This is a genomic window from Ignavibacteriota bacterium, from assembly GCA_016707525.1.
Taxonomy (GTDB): Bacteria; Bacteroidota; Ignavibacteria; order UBA10030; family UBA6906; genus JAGDMK01.
Map to the genome: position 1 here is coordinate 71,978 of JADJHP010000016.1, position 18,487 is coordinate 90,464.

Sequence of the window (18,487 nt, forward strand, 5' to 3'; positions counted from 1 at the left end):
CAGCCGGACCCGACGCGAGTTTCCGCTGGAGGGGCATACCTCCGGACCCCCGACCAGTGTACCATCCGGACGGACGACCGTGTCACCCGCAGAACGAGCGACGCTCTCACCGGCAGAGATGCAAAGCGGGGACCACATCGTGGTCCCCGCGTCTGTTAACACCGTGCAACCTGCCGACGACTACTTCTTGGTCTCCTGCGCGTCGCGGACGGCCATGGCGGTGACGTTCACGATATCCGCCACTTCGTTCCCGGGGATGACCAGGTACACCGGCTTCTTCATACCCACGAGGATCGGCCCGACCAGCTCCGCGCCGCCCAGTTTCCCGAGCAGTTTGTACGCGATGTTGGACGATTCGAGGTTCGGGCAGATCAGCACGTTCGCGCTTCCCTTCAGCGAGCTGAACGGATAGAGCGATTCGAGGATGTCCGTCGAGACCGCCGTGTCTGCCATCATCTCGCCGTCGATCATGAGATGCGGTGCCCGCTTCTTCACCAGGTCCGTCGCCTTTGCCATCTTCAGGGCGGAAGGATGCTGCGTACCGCCGAAGTTGCTGAACGACAGCATGGCGATGCGCGGGTCGATGTTGTAGCTCTGCACCTTCTCCGCGACGAGGATCGCGATGTCCGCCAGTTGCTCCGCCGTCGGATCGAAGTTCACGGTCGCGTCGGCGATGAACCGCACGTCATTCTTGAAGATCAGCATGTACATGCCGGCGATCGTCGAGATGCCGTCACGCGGACGGATGATCTGCAATGCGGGACGGATGGTGCCCGGATAGTTCTGCGTGAGTCCGGCCACGAGTCCATCCGCCGCACCTTCGTTCACCATCATCATACCGTACGGGATGGAATGCTGGAGGGCATCCTGCGCATCGTTCCGCGTCATGCCCTTCCGCTTCCGCATGTCGAAGTACTTCTGCACGTAGGCGTCGAACTGTCCCGACGTCCTGGGATCCACGATCTCCGCACCGGTGAGGTCAAGATCCAGCGCCTTGATCTTCCCTTCGATCACTTCTTTGTTCCCCAGGAGGATCGGCGTCGCGATCTCCTCATCCAGGATGATCTGGCTGGCACGGAGGATCTTCTCTTCAACGCCTTCGGGGAACACGATGCGTTTCGGTGCTTCCTGCGCCTTGTGGATGAACACGCGCATGATCTCCTTCGAGCGGCCCAGGCGGCTTTCGAGGGAATCGCGGTATTTGTCGAGGTCCGCGACCGGCCTGCGCGCGACCCCGGTATCCATGGCGGCTTTCGCGACCGCCGGGGCTTCCCACAACAGCACGCGCGGATCGAGCGGCTTGGGGATGATATAGTCCCTGCCGAATCTGATCTTCGCACCGCCGTAGGCCTTGATCACGGAATCCGGGACATCCTCTTTGGCGAGTTTGGCAAGGGCCTGTGCCGCGGCCATCTTCATCTCGTCGTTGATGGCGGACGCCATCACGTCGAGCGCACCGCGGAAGATGAACGGGAAGCCGAGCACGTTGTTCACCTGGTTGGGATAATCCGACCGGCCGGTGGCCATCAGGACATCGGGCCGGGCGCTCAGCGCATCCTCGGGCATGATCTCCGGATCGGGGTTGGCCATGGCGAAGATGATCGGGTCCTTCGCCATCGACTTCACCATATCCTTCGTCACCACGCCCTTCACGGACACGCCGGCGAACACATCGGCGCCCTTCATGGCATCGGCCAGGGTGCGGGCCGTCGTGTCGATCGCGAAAAACTCCTTGTAGGGGTTCATCCCTTCCTTGCGACCCTTGTACACCACGCCCTTCGTGTCGCAGAGGATGAGGTTCTCGCGTTTCACGCCCAGGGTGATGTAGAACTTGGCGCAGGCGATGCCCGCGGCGCCGGCACCGCTGAAGACCACCTTCACCTGATCGATCTTCTTGCCGACGATCTCGAGCGCGTTCAGCAGGCCCGCACCGGAGATGATGGCCGTGCCGTGCTGGTCGTCGTGGAAGACCGGGATGTTCATCATCCCCTTGAGTGTCTCCTCGATATGGAAGCACTCGGGTGCCTTGATGTCCTCGAGGTTGATGCCGCCGAACGTCGGCTCGAGGGCCTTCACGATCCTGATGATCTCTTCCGGATCGTGCGTATTGAGTTCGATGTCGAACACGTCGATATCGGCAAAGCGCTTGAAGAGCACACCCTTGCCTTCCATCACCGGCTTGCCGGCCAGCGCACCGATGTCGCCAAGCCCGAGTACGGCGGTGCCGTTGCTGATCACCGCGACAAGGTTGCCTTTCGCCGTGTACTTGTAGGCATCATCGGGATTCGCTTCGATCTCCCGGCAGGGTTCTGCGACGCCCGGGGTGTAGGCCAACGACAGGTCGCGCTGGGTCGCGCAGGGTTTGCTCGAGATGACCTCGATCTTCCCTCTGCGGCCGAGGCTGTGATAGTCAAGCGCATCCTGCTTGCGGATCATGGCCATGATGGGAGCTCCTTATGTTGTCAGGAACAGGTAGGACCAGCGCGGTGCACGGACATCCACTCACACCAACGTACGGATGACGGACCGCGGCGGGGACATAGTGGTTATGGTGCAAGATACGAGAAAGGGATGAATAGTGCCACACCAACTGATGTTGCCAAACGACGTGCAGGCACCATCAGTGTTGGGGTGAGCATCCCGCCGCGATGTTCGTAGCGGGATGCCAGAGGGCAGGCCCGGTTACCTTGCTTTTCAAGGGTGTTTTACGTAAGATAGACAAACCACTACGTACCATTCTACAGACGCTGCGCGGTGACCACCCTCCGGACACCAGTCATAGTACCGGCATCCTGTGGGGCCCGATCCCACGTCAGCAGTGTCTCCGATCCGAACTCTGCGCGTCGCGTCACCCGCATCCCGTTGCTCTGTGGGGAGGCATGATGTCCCTCCTTCTCAGCATCCTCCGGTTCCTGGTCAGCACGATCGTCACCGCGATCATCGCGGTCGTCGCCTTTGTTACCCTGCCCTTCAACCGGAACCAGAAATTGTACCACCGGGTCGGCCGCGTCTGGGCCCGGCTTCTCCTGCGGATCTGCGGCGTACGCGTGGAACTGCACGGCGCCGAACATTGCGCCCACGGTGCCTCCGTGATCTATGCCGCCAACCACGCGAGCATGCTCGATATCCCGGTGGTGATCGCATCGGTCCCGGATGATATCCGGTTGGTCTATAAGAAAGAACTTGAGAAGATCCCCATCTTCGGATGGGGCTTGAAATACGGGAGCTACATCGGTATCGACCGGGGGCGCGGGACGGAAGCACGCAAAAGCCTCGAGGAAGCGGTCGACAAGATCCGGCGCGGCGCGTCGGTGCTCCTGTTCGTGGAAGGGACCCGGACGTCCGACGGCAAGCTGCAATCGTTCAAGCGCGGGGCATTCAACCTCGCGGCCCGTTCCGGTGTTCCCGTGATACCACTGACCATCAACGGCACGTACGCACTCGTGCCGAAGCACTCCCTGCGCATCCGCTCCGGGACCGTGCACCTGCACTTCGATGCACCCATCCGGGTGGAGGGTGCGGGCAGCGAACGCGAAGCCGAATCCGTGCTCATGGAACGCGTCCGGAGTGCCATCGAAAGCCATTATGTCGTCCAGGAGGATTGACCCGTGTCCGTGACCCAGAAGGATGTCGACCATGTCGCCCGGCTCGCACACCTGTCGTTCAACGACGGGGAGAAGCAGCGCCTGACCGCGGAGCTCAACACGATCCTGTCGTACATGGACCAGCTCAACGGCCTCGACACGGAGAATGTGGAACCGCTCTCCCATGTGATCGAACTCGAGAATGTGTTCCGCGCGGATGTGCGCACACCGGGGCTGTCGACGGACGATGCCCTGCAGAACGCACCCGGCAGGGTCGACGATTTCTTCACCGTTCCGAAAGTGATCGCCGACCGATGAAGCACCACCCCCACAGGGTCGTGGTGGTCATCCCCGCGCGCTATGCATCGAGCCGCCTGCCCGGGAAACCGCTCGCGGATATCAACGGCAAGCCGATGATCCAGCATGTGGTGGAACGTGCACGGATGGCAACGCTGGTGAACGACGTGATCGTGGCAACGGACGATCAACGCATCATGGATGCGGTGTATGCGTTCGGCGGTACGGCCGTGATGACGCCGGCCGACTGCCCGAGCGGGTCGGACCGGATCGCCCTCGTGGCGCGCGGCCTCACCGCAACGGAGATCATCGTGAACGTGCAGGGCGATGAACCGGTGATCCCGCCGGCCATGATCGACGAGGCCGTTGCACCACTGCTCCAGGACCCGTCACTGCCGGTCGGAACACTGGTCACGCGGATCCGGACGACAGAGGAACTGCTGGATCCGAACACGGTGAAGGCCGTGCTGGACCGCGGGGGCCGGTGTCTGTACTTTTCCCGTTCGCCCATTCCGTTCGGGCGCGATCTCACCCCGGCGGAACTGATCGAACGCTGCCCGGTGTACCGGCACATCGGCATGTACGTGTACCGGCGGGATTTCCTGATGCGGTATGCTGCCCTGGAGCAAACGCCCCTCGAGCAGGCCGAGAAACTGGAACAGCTCCGTATCCTTGAACATGGCTATGCCATTCACGCAGCGGTCACGGCACACGTCAGCATCGCGGTCGATACTCCCGCCGATCTCGACCGCGTGCGCACTCTGATGAACCCACGCCCATGAACGAACCTATCCAGAAAACACTGTTCGGCCATCTCCGCACCACGTTCCTGCGCGGTATCGGTGTCATGATCCCGCTCTGGCTCACGTACTGGTTCTTTGAGGCATTGCTCAATGCCGTGGACGGTATCCTCCGCCCGCACCTCGAGAACTGGATCGGCCACAAGGTGCCCGGACTCGGCGTCCTCAGCGTTCTCGGCGTGATCATGATCGTCGGACTGCTCACACGGAATCTCCTCGGGCGGCTGTTCCTCGCATGGTTCGAGAACGTGCTCCGGTCCATCCCCGTCGTCCGCTCGGTCTATTCGGCGATCAAGGACCTCGTCACGGCATTTGCCGGAGGGAGCAAAGGGAAGACCTTCCGCCAGGTGATCATGACCGAATACCCGCGGAAGGGGTTGTACTGCATCGGATTCGTGACCAATGAAATGAAGTGCCGCATGCCCGATGGCACCATCACCGAGTTCCTGAACATCTACATCCCCAATCCGCCCAACCCGACATCCGGGATGCTGGTGCTGGTTCCCAAACAGGAAGCGATCAAACTCGATCTCAGCATCGAGGAAGGTTTGAAACTGGTCCTCTCAGGGGGCATCGTCGTACCTGAACTCCTGAGCGGTCATTCACTTGTCAGTCATGAAAGGACCACCCCGTGAGCAGACGCCGGCAGGTCAAATATATCTTTGTCACCGGAGGCGTGGTGTCTTCCCTCGGGAAAGGGATCGCGTCCGCATCCATTGGCTTGTTGCTCAAAGCACGCGGACTCCGGGTGACCATCCAGAAGTTCGATCCGTATCTGAACGTGGACCCGGGGACCATGAATCCGTTCCAGCACGGCGAGGTGTACGTGACCGATGACGGGGCGGAGACCGATCTGGACCTCGGACACTACGAGCGGTATCTGGACATCACCACGTCGCGCAAGAACAATTCCACCACCGGACAGATCTATCACGAGGTGATCACCAAGGAGCGGCGCGGCGACTACCTCGGCGCGACCGTGCAGGTGATCCCCCATATCACCGATGAGATCAGGCGCCGTTTTGAAGCGCTGGGCGAGACGGGCGACTACGATGTGGTGATCACGGAGGTCGGTGGCACGGTCGGCGATATCGAGAGCCAGCCGTTCCTTGAAGCCATGCGCCAATTCATGTACAAGAGGGGGCGGCAGAACGCCATCGCCATTCACGTGACACTCGTTCCGTATATCACCTCGGCGGGCGAGATCAAGACCAAACCCACACAGCACAGCGTGAAGGCGCTGCTGGAACTCGGGATCCAGCCGGATATCCTCATCTGCCGGTCGGACCGCCCCCTTTCCAAAGAGGTCCGCGAGAAGATCGCACTCTTCACGAACGTGGACCCGGATTCGGTGGTCGACGGCCGCGACGTCTCGACGATCTATGAAGTGCCGCTCGTGTACGCGGAACAGGAAGTGGACGAGATCGTCCTCGAGAAACTCGAGATGACCTGTCCGCGCCCGAACCTCCGCGAGTGGAAGAAATTCGTGGACCGCGTGAAGAACCCTGGCGGCCGCGTCCGCATCGCGATCTGTGGCAAGTACACGGACCATCAGGATGCGTACAAGAGCATCGCCGAGGCATTCGTGCACGCGGGCGCCGTCAATAATGTCGGGGTCGACCTGAAATGGGTCCGCGCCGAGGATGTGGAGCGCGACGGCGCCGAGAAGCACCTCAGCGACGTCAACGGATTGCTCGTCGCACCGGGGTTCGGCGAACGCGGGATCGAAGGGAAGATCGCCGCGGTGCAGTACGTCCGCATGCAGAACATCCCCTTCTTCGGGATCTGCCTGGGACTCCAGTGTGCGGTGATCGAATTCGCGCGGAATGTGTGCGGGCTCGATCATGCCAACAGCGCCGAATTCAAGCAGAGCGACCAGAACGTCATCGACATGATGGTGGAACAGAAGAAGGTGAAGGATTACGGCGGAACCATGCGGCTGGGCGCGTATCCCTGCAAGGTCGAGCGCGGCACGAAGGCGCACAAGGCCTATAAGTCCGACCTCATCCAGGAACGCCACCGCCACCGGTACGAAGTGAACAACGCGTTCAAAGAGGCGCTGGAGAAGAAGGGATTGATCGTCAGCGGTCTCTGTCCGGATAACGGACTGGTGGAGATGATCGAACTGCCCGACCATCCATGGTTCGTCGGCTGCCAGTTCCATCCCGAACTCAAGTCGCGCGCCACGACCGCACATCCGTTGTTCCGCGACTTCGTCCGGGCAGCGGTGGAGCACACAGGCACCTGAGCCGGCGATCGCGCCATGGAAGCCCTCAGCTACCATACCGGCAATGATCTCGACCTCGATGAGGTGATCGCCCTCTATGTCGCCTCCACGCTGGGCGAACGCAGGCCGGTGAACGACCGCGAGACGATGCGCGCGATGCTTGCGCACGCCAATCTCATCATCACGGCACGCGACGGCCCGCGGCTTGTCGGCATTGCACGGTCCATGACCGATTTCGTGTATGTGGCGTATCTTTCCGATCTTGCCGTCCACCATGCATACCAGCGCCGGGGGATCGGCGTTGAACTTATCCGGCGGACGCGGGAAGCCCTCACACCGGGAACCCGCATCGTCCTCCTTTCGGCGCCGGCGGCAGTACAGTATTATCCGCGGATCGGATTCACACAGCATCCGAGCGCCTGGGTCCTTGGTCCTGGCGATCCGTTCCCCATCGAGCAGAAGGATGTACATCCATGAGTCCATCGAACCTGCTCCGCCCGGGATACTTCTTCACATTGATCTTCGCGTCGGCGTTGACGGGAACAGCGGCATTGCCGGCGATCATGCCGGACGTGTTCGGCATCCCGGTCAGTGCCGCGATCGCGATCATGCTCGGCGGGATCGTGACGGGCATGGGCATCCTTCTGCGGTGGCCCACCGCCCGGCTCCTGGCCATGGTCTACCTCGGCATCTTCGTTGCGCTGAGTGCGTGGTTCGTGTTCACGGGGACACCGTTCGCACGGATAAGCTGGGGGATCCTGGGCGCCGTTGTGGCGACGCTGCTGGGCACACTGTTGTTGTCCGGAACGATACGTAAATACGAGGCATAGATGATGAGCGCCACCGAAGGTTCGATCAACCGCCGCGACGCACTGAAGGGGCTCGGGGCCCTTGCCCTCGGCAGCACCCTCGCCCCCTCCCTCGGTGATGCCGCTCCGGCGATCGCACCGGACGATACACCGTCCGTCCGCCCCTTCACCAATAAGCCCGTCACCTGCATCATCCTCGGAGCGGGGAGCCGCGGCAATACCTATTCCGCGTGGTCGAAACTCCATCCGGATCAGATGAAGATCGTCGGGGTCGCGGAACCCATCGCGGACCGTCAGGAACGCTTTGCCCGCACGTACGACATCCCCGACGCGAACCGGTTCCCGAGCTGGGACAATGCCCTTGCCCTGCCGAAGTTCGCCGATGCCATCCTGATCACCATGCCGGATCTGCTCCACCATCCGGCGGCGATCCGCGGACTGGAACTCGGCTACGACATCCTGCTCGAGAAACCCATCGCCACCTCGTGGAAGGAATGCGAGGATATCCTTGTCCACCATGAGCGCTACCCGCGCATCGTTGCGATCTGTCACGTCCTCCGCTATACACGGTACTTCCGGAAGTTGAAGGATATCGTTGCGTCCGGTGTGCTCGGCGAGGTCGTCAACATCGAACACTGCGAGCCAGTCGGATACTGGCATCAGGGACACAGCTTTGTGCGCGGGAACTGGCGCAACCAGGCCACCTCGTCGCCCATGATCCTCTCGAAGTGCTGTCACGATCTCGACATCATCCGATGGCTGGCCGATGCATCGTGCCTCTCCGTTTCCTCCTTCGGCTCGCTCAAGCACTTCCGGAAGGAGAACGCCCCGCACGGGAAGTACGCTGCGCTGTACGGACGGCTGCGCGGTGGAACCGGAGTGCCCGTATTCCGCGTTGAAGCTCTACATGAACATGAAGAACAATGACTGGCCCGTGAATGTGATCACCGCCGACCTCTCGAAGGAAGGGCGGCTCCGTGCGCTGAAGGAAGGCCCCTACGGCCGCTGCGTGTACCACTGCGACAACGACGTCGTCGACCATCAGGTCGTGAACATGCAGTTCGGCAACGAGCGGACGGCATCGCTCACCATGAGCGCCTTCACCACCGGCTCGCGCCGCACGCGCATCATGGGCACGATGGGTGAAGCCATCGGCGACACACGCTACATCAGGGTCGCGAACTTCCGCAACGGCACCGAAGAGTCCATCGATACCGAGAAGGCCGACACCGGCATCAACAGCGGGCACGGCGGCGGCGACTACGGGCTGCTCGAGGCGTTCATCAAGGCCGTCCAGTACCAGGACCCGTCGTTCATCTCTTCCTCACTCGCCGTTTCGATGGAGAGCCACAAGATGGCATTCGACGCAGAACGCAGCAGGAACGAAGGCCGCATCATCACGCTCTGACACCACTCACACCAGGAGGGAGTATGGCCGCACGTAAACGGACGACGCACCGCAGTGCTTCCGGCACAAAGTTGTACGCAGTACGGGATGCGAAGGGACGCTTCGTGGACATCCAGACCTACAAGCGCGCGCACGGCGCCGACCTGAAGAGGAAGAGCAAGAACGAAAAGGGCAAATGACCCATGAGTACGAACGAGCCAACGCCGTACGGCGTGATGGCATGGGCCGATCTGACGGTCCATGATGCCCCGAAGGTACGCGATTTCTATGCGGCGGTCGCGGGCTGGGAAGCGGTCCCCGTTCCCATGGGTGCCTACTCGGATTTTCAGATGAACCTCCCGGGAACGGATCAGCCCGTGGCCGGCATCTGCCATGCGCGCGGCGCCAACGCCAACCTCCCGTCCCAGTGGCTCGTGTATATCACGGTCGCCGATCTCGATGCAAGCATCGAAGCATGCGCAAAGCACGGAGGCATGGTGATCGCCGAACCCCGGGGCATGGGTTCCTTCGGCCGGTTCTGCGTGATCAAAGATCCCGCGGGCGCCGTGATGGCACTGATCGAACCACCCAAACCCGCACAGCACCACGTGCCGAGAGGAAAGCACTGACATGACCGATGGACTCCTCCTTGCCGGCGGTATCCTGCTCGTCCTCGCAGGGATCGCGGGTGTGATCATTCCGGGCCTGCCCGGGGTCATCTTCATCTATCTGGGATTGTTCTTTGTTGCCTGGTCCGACGATTTCGTACGCGTCGGATGGATCACCCTGACGATCCTTCTGGTGATCGGCGCCGCCGCGTGGGGAGCCGACCTTGTGACCACCACCTATGGCGCACGCCGCTTCGGCGCAAGCCGGTGGGCCGCCGTGGGAGCCGGCATCGGCATGTTCATCGGCTTCTGGTTCGGATTGCCCGGCATCATCATCGGCCCGTTCGCCGGCGCGCTGCTCGTGGAATGGCTGGTGCGCAAGAACTTCATCGAAGCGGGCAAGGCCGGGGTCGGCACATGGATCGGCCTCCTCCTGGGCACCGCGGTCAAGATCGCACTCGTCTTCGTCATGATAGGGATCTTCCTTATCGCGTATCTCATCTGAGGCCGGGACGAGCACCCGGCCTCTCCGTCCGAACGCCATCATGGACTCACTCTTCTTCGAACTCTTCGAGGCGCTCCCCCGCCAGGCCCCGGGATCGGTCCGCGCAACTCTCCGCGCCCTGTCCTCGGTCACCCTTCCTCCTCCCCCGATGTCCATTCTGGACATTGGATGTGGCGCGGGGGCACAGACGATCACCCTCGCACGCCATTGTGCCGGGCACATCGTGGCCGTGGACAACCATCAGCCGTTCCTGAATACGCTCGCAGCCCGGGCGGCGGCAGCGGAACTCCGGGCAACGGTGGACTGCCGCAATGCCGATATGCGCACGCTCGCCTTCCCTGACGGCTCGTTCGATCTCGTCTGGGCCGAAGGGTCCATCTATATCATGGGGTTCGAAGCGGGACTGAAGATGATCCGCCCGTTCCTCCGCAAGGGCGGCTATGCCGTGTTCAGCGACATGGTGTGGCTCACCGATACCCCTCCCCCGGAGGCGGTGGAGTTCTTCGCCACCGAGTATCCCGCCATGATGCGCTCCGCCGATATCCGCAGCCTCGTGGCTGCCGCCGGCTACGCCCTCGTGGATTCTTTCCCGATCGGCGTCGAAGACCACTGGAAGACGTACTACGAACCCATGCAGGAGCAGGTCAACCTGATCCGTGCCGCGCACCGGAACGATCCTCCGGCGCAGGAACTGTGCGATACGCTCCAGCACGAGATCGATGTCTATGCATCATGCTCATCGGCGTTCGGTTATGTGTTCTCTATCATGCAGCGTTCGTAAACTAAGGAGAATCCCGTGTCGCATTCATCGTTGTGCACCTCTATCCTCTGTGGACTGATCATGACACCACTTCTTGCCTCCGGCACCCCGGACAACGGCCATACCGTATCGTCCCCCGACACCAGGACGCAGATCACCATCGCGGTCGGCGATCAGGTGACATTTGCGGTGAAGCGCGACGGCGTGATCCTCGTCCGGCCATCGCCGATCGGCATGACATTCACGAATGGGATCGCAGCGGGCGTGCACGCGACCGTGAAGCGCACCTCCACGCGCTCCGAGAACCGTACCGTGCCGCGCGTCATCCACCAGAAGAGCAGCACCGTCCTGGAAGCATTCAACGAACGCACCATCGAATTCAAGGACGGCACCTCGCTCATCGTCCGTGCCTACGATCTCGGTGTGGCGTACCGCTGGAGCATCGGGTGGAAGGGCGAGACGATCGTGTCGGCGGAAACGTTCACCATCGATCTCCCCGGCGAACCGATGGTGTGGTTCCCGGAAGAGACCAGCTTCATGTCGCACAACGAACGCCTGTATACCCACGCCGCGCTGAAGACGATCACCGAGAAGCAGTTCGCCAGCACCCCCACCCTGCTCGCCACCGAGGGCGGCAAACACATTCTCATCTCGGAATCGGACCTGAGAGACTACCCCGGCTTGTGGCTCAACGGCACCGGCGCGAATGCCCTCCACGGGCTGTGGCCGGCCTTCGTCCTGGAAGAGAAGAAGAAGAACGACCGTGATGTGGAACCGGTGAAGCGGGCGGACCATCTCGCGAAGACGATGGCGCCACGGGTATTCCCCTGGCGCATGCTTGCGATCGCCGACCATGACCGCGACCTGCTGACGAACGATCTCGTTTTCCTGCTCTCGCAGCCATCGCAGATCAAAGACCCATCCTGGATCAAGCCGGGCAAGGTGGCTTGGGACTGGTGGAACGCGAACAACATCTACAATGTGGATTTCCGTGCGGGCATCAACAACGAGACCTACAAGTACTACATCGACTTCGCGTCGAAACACGGCATCGAGTACGTCATTCTGGATGAGGGCTGGTACCCGCTGGGCGACCTCCTCACGCAGGAACCCGGCATCAACGTCCCCGAACTCGTTGCCTACGGCAAGAGCAGGAACGTCGGCATCATCCTCTGGGTGATCTGGAAGACCCTCGAGGATCAGATGCAGCCGGCGCTGGACCTGTTTGCTTCTTGGGGGGTCAAGGGCATCAAGGTGGACTTCATGCAGCGCGACGACCAGTGGATGGTGAACTACTACTGGAACACATCGCGCGAAGCCGCGGCGCGGAAGCTGCTCGTGGACTTTCATGGCGCGTACAAGCCCTCGGGCCTGAACCGCACATGGCCCAACATGCTCACGAGTGAAGGCGTGCGCGGACTGGAGAACGCGAAGTGGTCTACCGTGACACCGAAGCACTGCGTCACGCTGCCGTTCACGCGCATGGTCGCCGGGCCGATGGACTTCACGCCCGGGGCGATGATCAACATCCCCGAGAAGTCTTTCAAGCCCATGTGGGCGACCCCGGCAAGCATGGGCACACGGTGCCAGCAGCTCGCCATGTACGTGGTGTATGAAAGCCCGCTCCAGATGCTCTGCGACAGTCCGACCAACTACATGCGTGAAGAAGACTGCATGAAGTTCCTCGGGCCCGTCCCCGCGGTATGGGACCGGACGATCGCCCTTGATGCGAAGGTCGGTTCCTACGTCCTGATGGCACGGAAGAGCGGCGACGACTGGTACGTCGGGGGAATGACCGATGAGGAAGGGCGGGTGCTCCCGCTCGACCTTTCGTTCCTCGGTGAGGGGGCATGGACGGCGGACATCTGGCAAGACGGCATCAATGCCGACAGGAACGGGAACGACTACAAACACGTGACGCAGCCCGTGAGCGCCGGCACCAAACTGGAAGTCCGTATGGCGCCCGGCGGCGGGTGGGTGGCACGCATCCATAAATGACCGGTTCGCCGGATCCTGTACGTCACGTGCATCCGGAAGCAGGATCCATCGGCCGCATTCTCCGACCCGTATCCAGGTGCCGTTCTGGCGTGGCGCCAGCGATGGGCAGGCCGTGGCGGGTGCCAGCGATGGAGCAGGGGCCGTTCTGCAGCCCGGGTGCCAGCGATGGAGCAGGGTCCGTTCTGCCGGGCGCAGCGATGGGCACCGTCCTCCGGCCGTGGCTTCGGTGATGGAAAAGTGCTATATTTCCGTTACCACCATGCAATTCCACCGGAAGCAATACCTCGACCTGATGACCTTCGGCCATGCTGAGCGGCCGATGTTCGTTGAACTCTTCGGCCCGCTGGTCGGACTGGAGAAAGAATGGCTGGCACAGGGTGCCACGCCTGATGAACTTTCCCTCGAAGCATTCGATTGGGACTATGTCCCCGTCATCACCTGCGGCGGAGCTACCGGCGTGTTCGGCGGCCCGCCGCCTGTCGTTCTCGAAGAGACCGACGAGATCCTCATCCGCCGGGATGAGATGGGCCGTCGGACGAAGCTCATCAAAAGCGCTGCCACGATCCCCCTGCCGATGGACCATCCCGTGCAGGACATGGATTCATGGCTGAAGATCAAGCCCCTGTTCACCTTCCGCGAAGACCGGATCGATCAGGACGCCATCGCCCGGGCGCGTGCAGCTCAGGAGCAGGGCACCCTCGTGGTCGCCTACATTCCGGGCGGGTTCGACATCCCACGCGAACTCATGGGCGAAGAGCTTTCCTGCATGGCATACTACGAGCAACCCGAGCTGATGCAGGACATCATCGCAACGATGCAGGACACCTCGCTCCGCGTACTCGAACGTGTGACCGACACACTCATGATCGACCAGTTGTCCGTGCACGAGGACCTTGCCGGCAAGGCCGGGCCCATGATCGGGCCGGCGCAGATCGAAGCCTTCATCAAGCCATACTTTTTGTCGGTGTGGGACCTGGTCCATTCGCGCGGTACGAACATCTTCGATATGGATTCCGACGGGAACATGTGGCGCGTGCTCGATGCGTTCATCGGGTGCGGACTGAACTCCATGCATCCCATGGAGCCCGCCGCCGGCATGGATGTGGTCGAGGTACGCAAGCGGTACGGCTCGAAACTGGCGATCCGCGGCGGCATCGACAAGCACGTGCTGCGCACGGACAAAGCCGCGATCCGTGCCGAGCTGGAGTACAAGCTGCAGCCGTTGATGCGTGAAGGCGGGATCGCATTCGGGCTGGACCACCGGATCCCGAACGGCACCCCGATCGAGAACTACCGGTATTACGTCGACCTCGGGCGTGAGATCCTGGGGTTGCCGCCCCGGAATGGCTCGAGCAAGGGCTGGCGGCGCATGGCATTCAAGTACACGCTGGCGAACCGGGGCACCCTGGTGGAACCCCGGATCCCCCAGGCGGAAACCCGGGGCGGAGCGCCTTCTCGGGTTCGGGTTTCCGCTGGAGGGCACCACCGGGGCACGGAACAGCACTCATCAGACGGTTTCGTGGCGCGGGGGCAGACTGGGCCGAGACACCCGATAAATGACACCACGGAACCAGACATCCATACCGGCCGCCCGGAGCGCGGGACCTTTCCCTCTCCATGCGGCAGGTCAACCTGATGGCGATCCCTGTCGCCCTCATTCCCGCACTCCTCATCGTGCTCCTGTATGCCGGCGTGCACGGATGGGCGGCCTTCAAGGCGACGGTCGGCATCTTCCGTCAGCCCGGCCTCTCGCTCGCGATCCTCGCGGGTGGTATCATCCTTCATGAACTGCTGCATGGCGCGGCATGGGCATACTACGGACAGAAGTCGCTGTCCGCCATCACCTTCGGGGTCCACTGGCCGACACTGACGCCGTTCGCGCATTGCCGCGAGGCGCTCACGGTCGAGGCCTACCGCATCGGCGCGCTGGTACCGGCGATCGCCCTCGGCCTGGTTCCGACCCTGCTGGCGGTATTCGGTGGCTTGCCGTGGCTCCTGTTCCCGGCTGTCTTGTTCTCCGCGGCGGCCGGGGGAGACCTCCTCATCATCTGGCTCCTCCGGAACGAGCACGGCACCTCGATGGTCCTCGACCATCCCGACCGTGCCGGCTGCATCGTCTATGATCCTCCATCATCACAGGACGTTCTTGTATGAGCATCGAACTCGAGTTCTGGGGCGCCGCACGGACCGTCACCGGTTCCATGCACCTTCTCCGCGTGAACGGGAAACGCATCCTCCTGGATTGCGGGATGTATCACGGCAGACGTGATGAGGCGCTCGAACGGAACAGCACGTTCCCGTTCGATCCCTCTTCCATCGATGCGATCGTGCTCTCCCATGCCCACATCGATCACAGCGGCAATCTTCCGGGCATCGTGAAGCACGGATTCTCGGGTCCCATCTATTGCACTCCCGCCACGGAGAGCCTGTGTCAGGTGATGCTCAAGGACAGCGCGTACATCCAGGAAAAGGACGCCGAGTTCATCAATAGACGGCACAAGAAGAAGCGCCTCCCTCTTGTGGAGCCGCTGTACACCGAAAATGACGTCCTGGACACGCTGGACCTGTTCCAATCGTTCAACTACTCCAGGGACTTCGATGTCGTGGACGGCATTCGCTGCCGCTTCGAAGACGCCGGCCACATCCTGGGTTCAGCGTCCGTCTCTCTCGAGCTGGGCGCCAACGGCACGCGGACAACGCTTGCGTACACCGGCGACCTCGGCCGTCCGCACCTCCCCATCCTGCGCGACCCGGTGCTGATCGCCAACGAGCATACGGAGTATCTGATCTGCGAGTCCACCTACGGCGGCCGGTTCCATGCAGCACAGGAAGACATGGAGGACCAGCTCCTCCAGCCGATCCTCCGGGCGATGGAACGCAAAGGGAAGATCGTCATCCCCGCGTTCAGCGTGGGCCGGACGCAGGAGATCGTGTACACGCTGCACCAGTTGAACAAAGCGGGGAAGCTCCCGCACATCCCGGTCTACGTGGACAGCCCGCTCTCCGTGAACGTCACCGATGTGTTCAAGAAGCACACGGAATGCTTCGACGAAGAGACGCTGGCGATCCTGCATGCCCCCGACCACAACGATCCCTTCGGCTTCGAACGGCTGACGTACGTGCGCACATTGGAAGAATCCAAAGCGCTGAATCAGAAGCCCGGGCCGTTCATCGTCATCGCCGCTTCGGGCATGTGCGAAGCCGGACGCATCGTCCACCATCTCGCCAACTCCGTCGGCGATCCGAAGAACCTCATCTGCATCGTCGGCTATCAGGCCGAACACACCCTTGGCAAGCGTCTTGTCATGAAGGAACCGATGGTGAACATCTTCGGGGAGCCGCACGAACTGAAGGCCGAGGTCGTGGTGCTCAACTCCTTCAGCGCGCATGCGGACCGGACCGAGATCCTCGACTACCTTCACGAGTTCCCGCGCCGGCCGTTGAAGAAGGTCTTCCTCGTTCACGGCGACCCCGATCAGTCCGAAAAACTCGGGGCGACGCTCCGCGAGGAGAAATTCGGCGAGGTCCTCATCCCCTCGCGCGGGACACGCATCCCGCTCGCATGATGCCCGCACTCTCCCGTGCGGTCCGGCTCCTCCTCCCGGCAGCGATGCTGGCGATGGCCGGGCTTCCTGCGCATGCGCAGGAAAGCCTCCGGGAGGCAGAGACGACGATCACGGGACCGGATTCGGTGCTGAGAACGAACACCGCCAGCGTCCTCTTCGACAAGAACCTCAACACCTTCAACTGGCTCGGACGCCTTGCCGTGGATACGGTCGCCGGACGGACACGGTTCAGTGTCGGCGCGACGTATCTCTCGAACATCATTCAGACGGAGAACCCGTCGCCCGGTGCGGCGCGGACGAGTGAGAGCACGCAGCAGAATCTCCGGCTGAGCCTCGCCCATCCCATCAGCGAACCGGTCGCTGTGCACACCCAATGGTCGTCGCTCGTCTTCTCCGATAACCGGGGGAACGGACTGAGCAATGCATCGAACCACACGCTGCTTGCCGGTGTCGACGTCACCCCGTGGTCCTTCATCACGCTGTCCCCGCTCGCGGGGTACCGCTGGGACCGTCAGGGCGCGATCCATGACCGCGGGTTGGCGCTGGACCTCGGTGCGACATTGCACCCGCTGGAGTTCGACGGATACCGGGTGGCCGGCGAGGGGCATTTCCGGAGGGACAACCTCTCTCCCCGCGTCCTCACCAACCACATCGCGCAGGCGGGGGTGGAGAAGCAGTTCAGCCCGGAGGCACGCGATAGTCTGATGATCGGGTTCCAGCAGACGGGACGGGAATTCTATTTTGCGGGCGACAGCACGATCGAAAGCCGCACCGACGATCTCTTCTCGTTCGCCAACCTGCTGTCGTACGATGTCAGCCGGTCGGTGGGTGCCGATCTGTTCGTGAACGTGAATAGCCGCGGGCTCGACAAGGACATGCGGCGACTGCGGGCGGACCCATCGGGTGCAGCAACGTTCGATACGCGCATTGAAGAGTTCCGCATGGACACCTATGCGCAGGTGTGGTATCAGAGCCCCGACGCCACTTCATCGGCACACGTCCGTCTCGGGTATTCCGAACGGAATGAAACGCATCGCGCCAAGGCACCCGCCGGGACGATGGCACCGAACATCGCCGTCCTCTTCGCGGAAAGGAACCGCCAGGAGCAGTCCAAGGATAACGTCGCACGGAGGGTTTCCCTCTCGGGCGGCACCTCTCTGGATCTGTCGCTCCTTCACCGGATCATGTTCGCCGGGTCGGCAACCATCCTGCGGTACGATACGCCGAGCGAACTGAACCAGGAGGACCGGGATGAGTTGCTGGTGGCGCTGGCACTGGGGACATGGCACCGGGTGAGCCGTCACGTGGACATCGGGATCTCCGTGGATGGGACGCTCAGCCACCTGGTGTATCTGCTGAAGGAGCGGAGCGCCAATAACAACATCAACAGGGTCCTCCGCCTCTCCCCCCGGGCCATCTACCGGCCGGCGGACTGGTTCACGAGCGTCAACGGATTTGAGGTCCTTGCCAATTATACCGTGTACGACTACGAAAAGCAGGTCGCGCTGGCCCGGAGCTTCTCGTACAGGCAGTTTTCCTGGATGGATTCCACCACGGTGGAGCTTACCCAACGCTTAGGACTTGATTTTTACGCCTATTTAAAGTTGTATGAACGTGGGATGCTCCGCTGGGATGAGTTCCTGGAGCGGACCGAGAACTCCACGGTGGACCGGACGTTCTCGGCGCAGGTACGCTATGCGCCGGTGCCGGCATTGCTGGTAGCGCTCGGGATGCGGTATTTCAGTCAATCGAGGTATGTCTACAAGGACACGATCCGGAAGCCGGACACGTTCTTCAGCAGCGTGGGACCGACGAGTCTGATCCGGTGGGACCTGAGTACCGCGAGCCGGTTGTTGTTTCAGGGTTGGTATGAGCGGCGCAAGCAGTCGGACGGCACATTCCGTTCACTCGCAAGTATGACGATGCACGTCTTTCTCCACTTTTGA

Annotated in this window: 19 protein-coding genes; 18 read left to right on the top strand and 1 reads right to left on the bottom strand. The window is 62.0% G+C overall.

Translation table 11 applies throughout. The features are described 5' to 3' along the window. Window positions 1-180 precede the first annotated feature (180 nt). A complete protein-coding gene (locus IPI01_19795) occupies window positions 181-2,436 on the bottom strand; it encodes an NADP-dependent malic enzyme (GenBank protein ID MBK7259998.1) in 2,256 nt (751 codons plus the stop codon). A 443-nt stretch (window positions 2,437-2,879) separates the two neighbouring features. Here IPI01_19795 and IPI01_19800 point away from each other — a divergent pair, with 443 nt between their 5' ends. The 18 genes from IPI01_19800 (at window position 2,880) to IPI01_19885 (ending at window position 18,487) form a co-directional block, all read left to right on the top strand. Beyond that, window positions 2,880-3,605 (top strand): 1-acyl-sn-glycerol-3-phosphate acyltransferase, encoded by a 726-nt coding sequence (locus IPI01_19800; protein ID MBK7259999.1) that lies wholly within the window; start codon window positions 2,880-2,882, stop codon window positions 3,603-3,605. 3 nt (window positions 3,606-3,608) lie between these two features. Then, window positions 3,609-3,902 (top strand): Asp-tRNA(Asn)/Glu-tRNA(Gln) amidotransferase subunit GatC, encoded by a 294-nt coding sequence (gene gatC, locus IPI01_19805; GenBank protein ID MBK7260000.1) that lies wholly within the window; start codon window positions 3,609-3,611, stop codon window positions 3,900-3,902. Continuing rightward, window positions 3,899-4,663 carry a 3-deoxy-manno-octulosonate cytidylyltransferase gene (kdsB, locus tag IPI01_19810; protein MBK7260001.1) on the top strand — a complete coding sequence of 255 codons (765 nt, stop codon included), beginning with the start codon at window positions 3,899-3,901 and terminating at the stop codon, window positions 4,661-4,663. Before gatC ends, kdsB begins: the two co-directional genes overlap by 4 nt. After that, a complete protein-coding gene (locus IPI01_19815) occupies window positions 4,660-5,316 on the top strand; it encodes a DUF502 domain-containing protein (GenBank protein MBK7260002.1) in 657 nt (218 codons plus the stop codon). The genes kdsB and IPI01_19815 overlap by 4 nt, the downstream gene beginning before the upstream one ends. Beyond that, window positions 5,313-6,929 carry a CTP synthase gene (locus IPI01_19820; protein ID MBK7260003.1) on the top strand — a complete coding sequence of 539 codons (1,617 nt, stop codon included), beginning with the start codon at window positions 5,313-5,315 and terminating at the stop codon, window positions 6,927-6,929. Before IPI01_19815 ends, IPI01_19820 begins: the two co-directional genes overlap by 4 nt. Window positions 6,930-6,944: 15 nt before the next feature. Then, a complete protein-coding gene (locus tag IPI01_19825; protein MBK7260004.1) occupies window positions 6,945-7,385 on the top strand; it encodes a GNAT family N-acetyltransferase in 441 nt (146 codons plus the stop codon). Beyond that, entirely contained in the window at window positions 7,382-7,738 is a 357-nt protein-coding gene (locus tag IPI01_19830) for a hypothetical protein (GenBank protein ID MBK7260005.1), read from the top strand. Before IPI01_19825 ends, IPI01_19830 begins: the two co-directional genes overlap by 4 nt. After that, entirely contained in the window at window positions 7,739-8,644 is a 906-nt protein-coding gene (locus IPI01_19835) for a Gfo/Idh/MocA family oxidoreductase (GenBank protein MBK7260006.1), read from the top strand. Next, window positions 8,625-9,125: a hypothetical protein gene (locus tag IPI01_19840; GenBank protein MBK7260007.1), complete on the top strand. Its 501-nt coding sequence runs from the start codon at window positions 8,625-8,627 to the stop codon at window positions 9,123-9,125. Before IPI01_19835 ends, IPI01_19840 begins: the two co-directional genes overlap by 20 nt. A 23-nt stretch (window positions 9,126-9,148) precedes the next feature. Then, entirely contained in the window at window positions 9,149-9,304 is a 156-nt protein-coding gene (locus IPI01_19845; protein ID MBK7260008.1) for a hypothetical protein, read from the top strand. A gap of 3 nt (window positions 9,305-9,307) precedes the next feature. Then, window positions 9,308-9,733 carry a VOC family protein gene (locus IPI01_19850; GenBank protein ID MBK7260009.1) on the top strand — a complete coding sequence of 142 codons (426 nt, stop codon included), beginning with the start codon at window positions 9,308-9,310 and terminating at the stop codon, window positions 9,731-9,733. 1 nt (window position 9,734) lies between these two features. Then, complete coding sequence (locus tag IPI01_19855; protein MBK7260010.1) at window positions 9,735-10,217, top strand: DUF456 domain-containing protein; 483 nt, start codon at window positions 9,735-9,737, stop codon at window positions 10,215-10,217. Between the two features lie 40 nt (window positions 10,218-10,257). Then, window positions 10,258-10,998, top strand: coding sequence for a class I SAM-dependent methyltransferase (locus IPI01_19860; GenBank protein MBK7260011.1), 741 nt, complete (start codon window positions 10,258-10,260; stop codon window positions 10,996-10,998). 60 nt (window positions 10,999-11,058) lie between these two features. Further along, on the top strand, window positions 11,059-12,975 hold the full coding sequence (locus IPI01_19865; protein ID MBK7260012.1) for a glycoside hydrolase family 97 protein: 1,917 nt from the start codon (window positions 11,059-11,061) through the stop codon (window positions 12,973-12,975). A gap of 76 nt (window positions 12,976-13,051) precedes the next feature. Then, window positions 13,052-14,611 (top strand): hypothetical protein, encoded by a 1,560-nt coding sequence (locus tag IPI01_19870; GenBank protein ID MBK7260013.1) that lies wholly within the window; start codon window positions 13,052-13,054, stop codon window positions 14,609-14,611. Next, complete coding sequence (locus tag IPI01_19875) at window positions 14,593-15,129, top strand: DUF3267 domain-containing protein (protein MBK7260014.1); 537 nt, start codon at window positions 14,593-14,595, stop codon at window positions 15,127-15,129. The genes IPI01_19870 and IPI01_19875 overlap by 19 nt, the downstream gene beginning before the upstream one ends. Then, a complete protein-coding gene (locus tag IPI01_19880; protein ID MBK7260015.1) occupies window positions 15,126-16,541 on the top strand; it encodes an MBL fold metallo-hydrolase in 1,416 nt (471 codons plus the stop codon). Before IPI01_19875 ends, IPI01_19880 begins: the two co-directional genes overlap by 4 nt. Further along, window positions 16,538-18,487 carry a hypothetical protein gene (locus IPI01_19885; GenBank protein MBK7260016.1) on the top strand — a complete coding sequence of 650 codons (1,950 nt, stop codon included), beginning with the start codon at window positions 16,538-16,540 and terminating at the stop codon, window positions 18,485-18,487. Before IPI01_19880 ends, IPI01_19885 begins: the two co-directional genes overlap by 4 nt.

Coding starts and splice junctions, on each gene's coding strand:
- IPI01_19830 (MBK7260005.1), top strand. CDS start 7,382: ATGAGTCCATCGAACCTGCTCCGCCCGGGATACTTCTTCACATTGATC.
- kdsB (MBK7260001.1), top strand. CDS start 3,899: ATGAAGCACCACCCCCACAGGGTCGTGGTGGTCATCCCCGCGCGCTAT.
- IPI01_19815 (MBK7260002.1), top strand. CDS start 4,660: ATGAACGAACCTATCCAGAAAACACTGTTCGGCCATCTCCGCACCACG.
- IPI01_19885 (MBK7260016.1), top strand. CDS start 16,538: ATGATGCCCGCACTCTCCCGTGCGGTCCGGCTCCTCCTCCCGGCAGCG.
- IPI01_19795 (MBK7259998.1), bottom strand. CDS start 2,436: ATGATCCGCAAGCAGGATGCGCTTGACTATCACAGCCTCGGCCGCAGA.
- IPI01_19880 (MBK7260015.1), top strand. CDS start 15,126: ATGAGCATCGAACTCGAGTTCTGGGGCGCCGCACGGACCGTCACCGGT.
- IPI01_19825 (MBK7260004.1), top strand. CDS start 6,945: ATGGAAGCCCTCAGCTACCATACCGGCAATGATCTCGACCTCGATGAG.
- IPI01_19800 (MBK7259999.1), top strand. CDS start 2,880: ATGATGTCCCTCCTTCTCAGCATCCTCCGGTTCCTGGTCAGCACGATC.
- IPI01_19840 (MBK7260007.1), top strand. CDS start 8,625: ATGAACATGAAGAACAATGACTGGCCCGTGAATGTGATCACCGCCGAC.
- IPI01_19835 (MBK7260006.1), top strand. CDS start 7,739: ATGATGAGCGCCACCGAAGGTTCGATCAACCGCCGCGACGCACTGAAG.
- IPI01_19875 (MBK7260014.1), top strand. CDS start 14,593: ATGCGGCAGGTCAACCTGATGGCGATCCCTGTCGCCCTCATTCCCGCA.
- IPI01_19845 (MBK7260008.1), top strand. CDS start 9,149: ATGGCCGCACGTAAACGGACGACGCACCGCAGTGCTTCCGGCACAAAG.
- IPI01_19855 (MBK7260010.1), top strand. CDS start 9,735: ATGACCGATGGACTCCTCCTTGCCGGCGGTATCCTGCTCGTCCTCGCA.
- IPI01_19850 (MBK7260009.1), top strand. CDS start 9,308: ATGAGTACGAACGAGCCAACGCCGTACGGCGTGATGGCATGGGCCGAT.
- IPI01_19860 (MBK7260011.1), top strand. CDS start 10,258: ATGGACTCACTCTTCTTCGAACTCTTCGAGGCGCTCCCCCGCCAGGCC.
- IPI01_19865 (MBK7260012.1), top strand. CDS start 11,059: ATGACACCACTTCTTGCCTCCGGCACCCCGGACAACGGCCATACCGTA.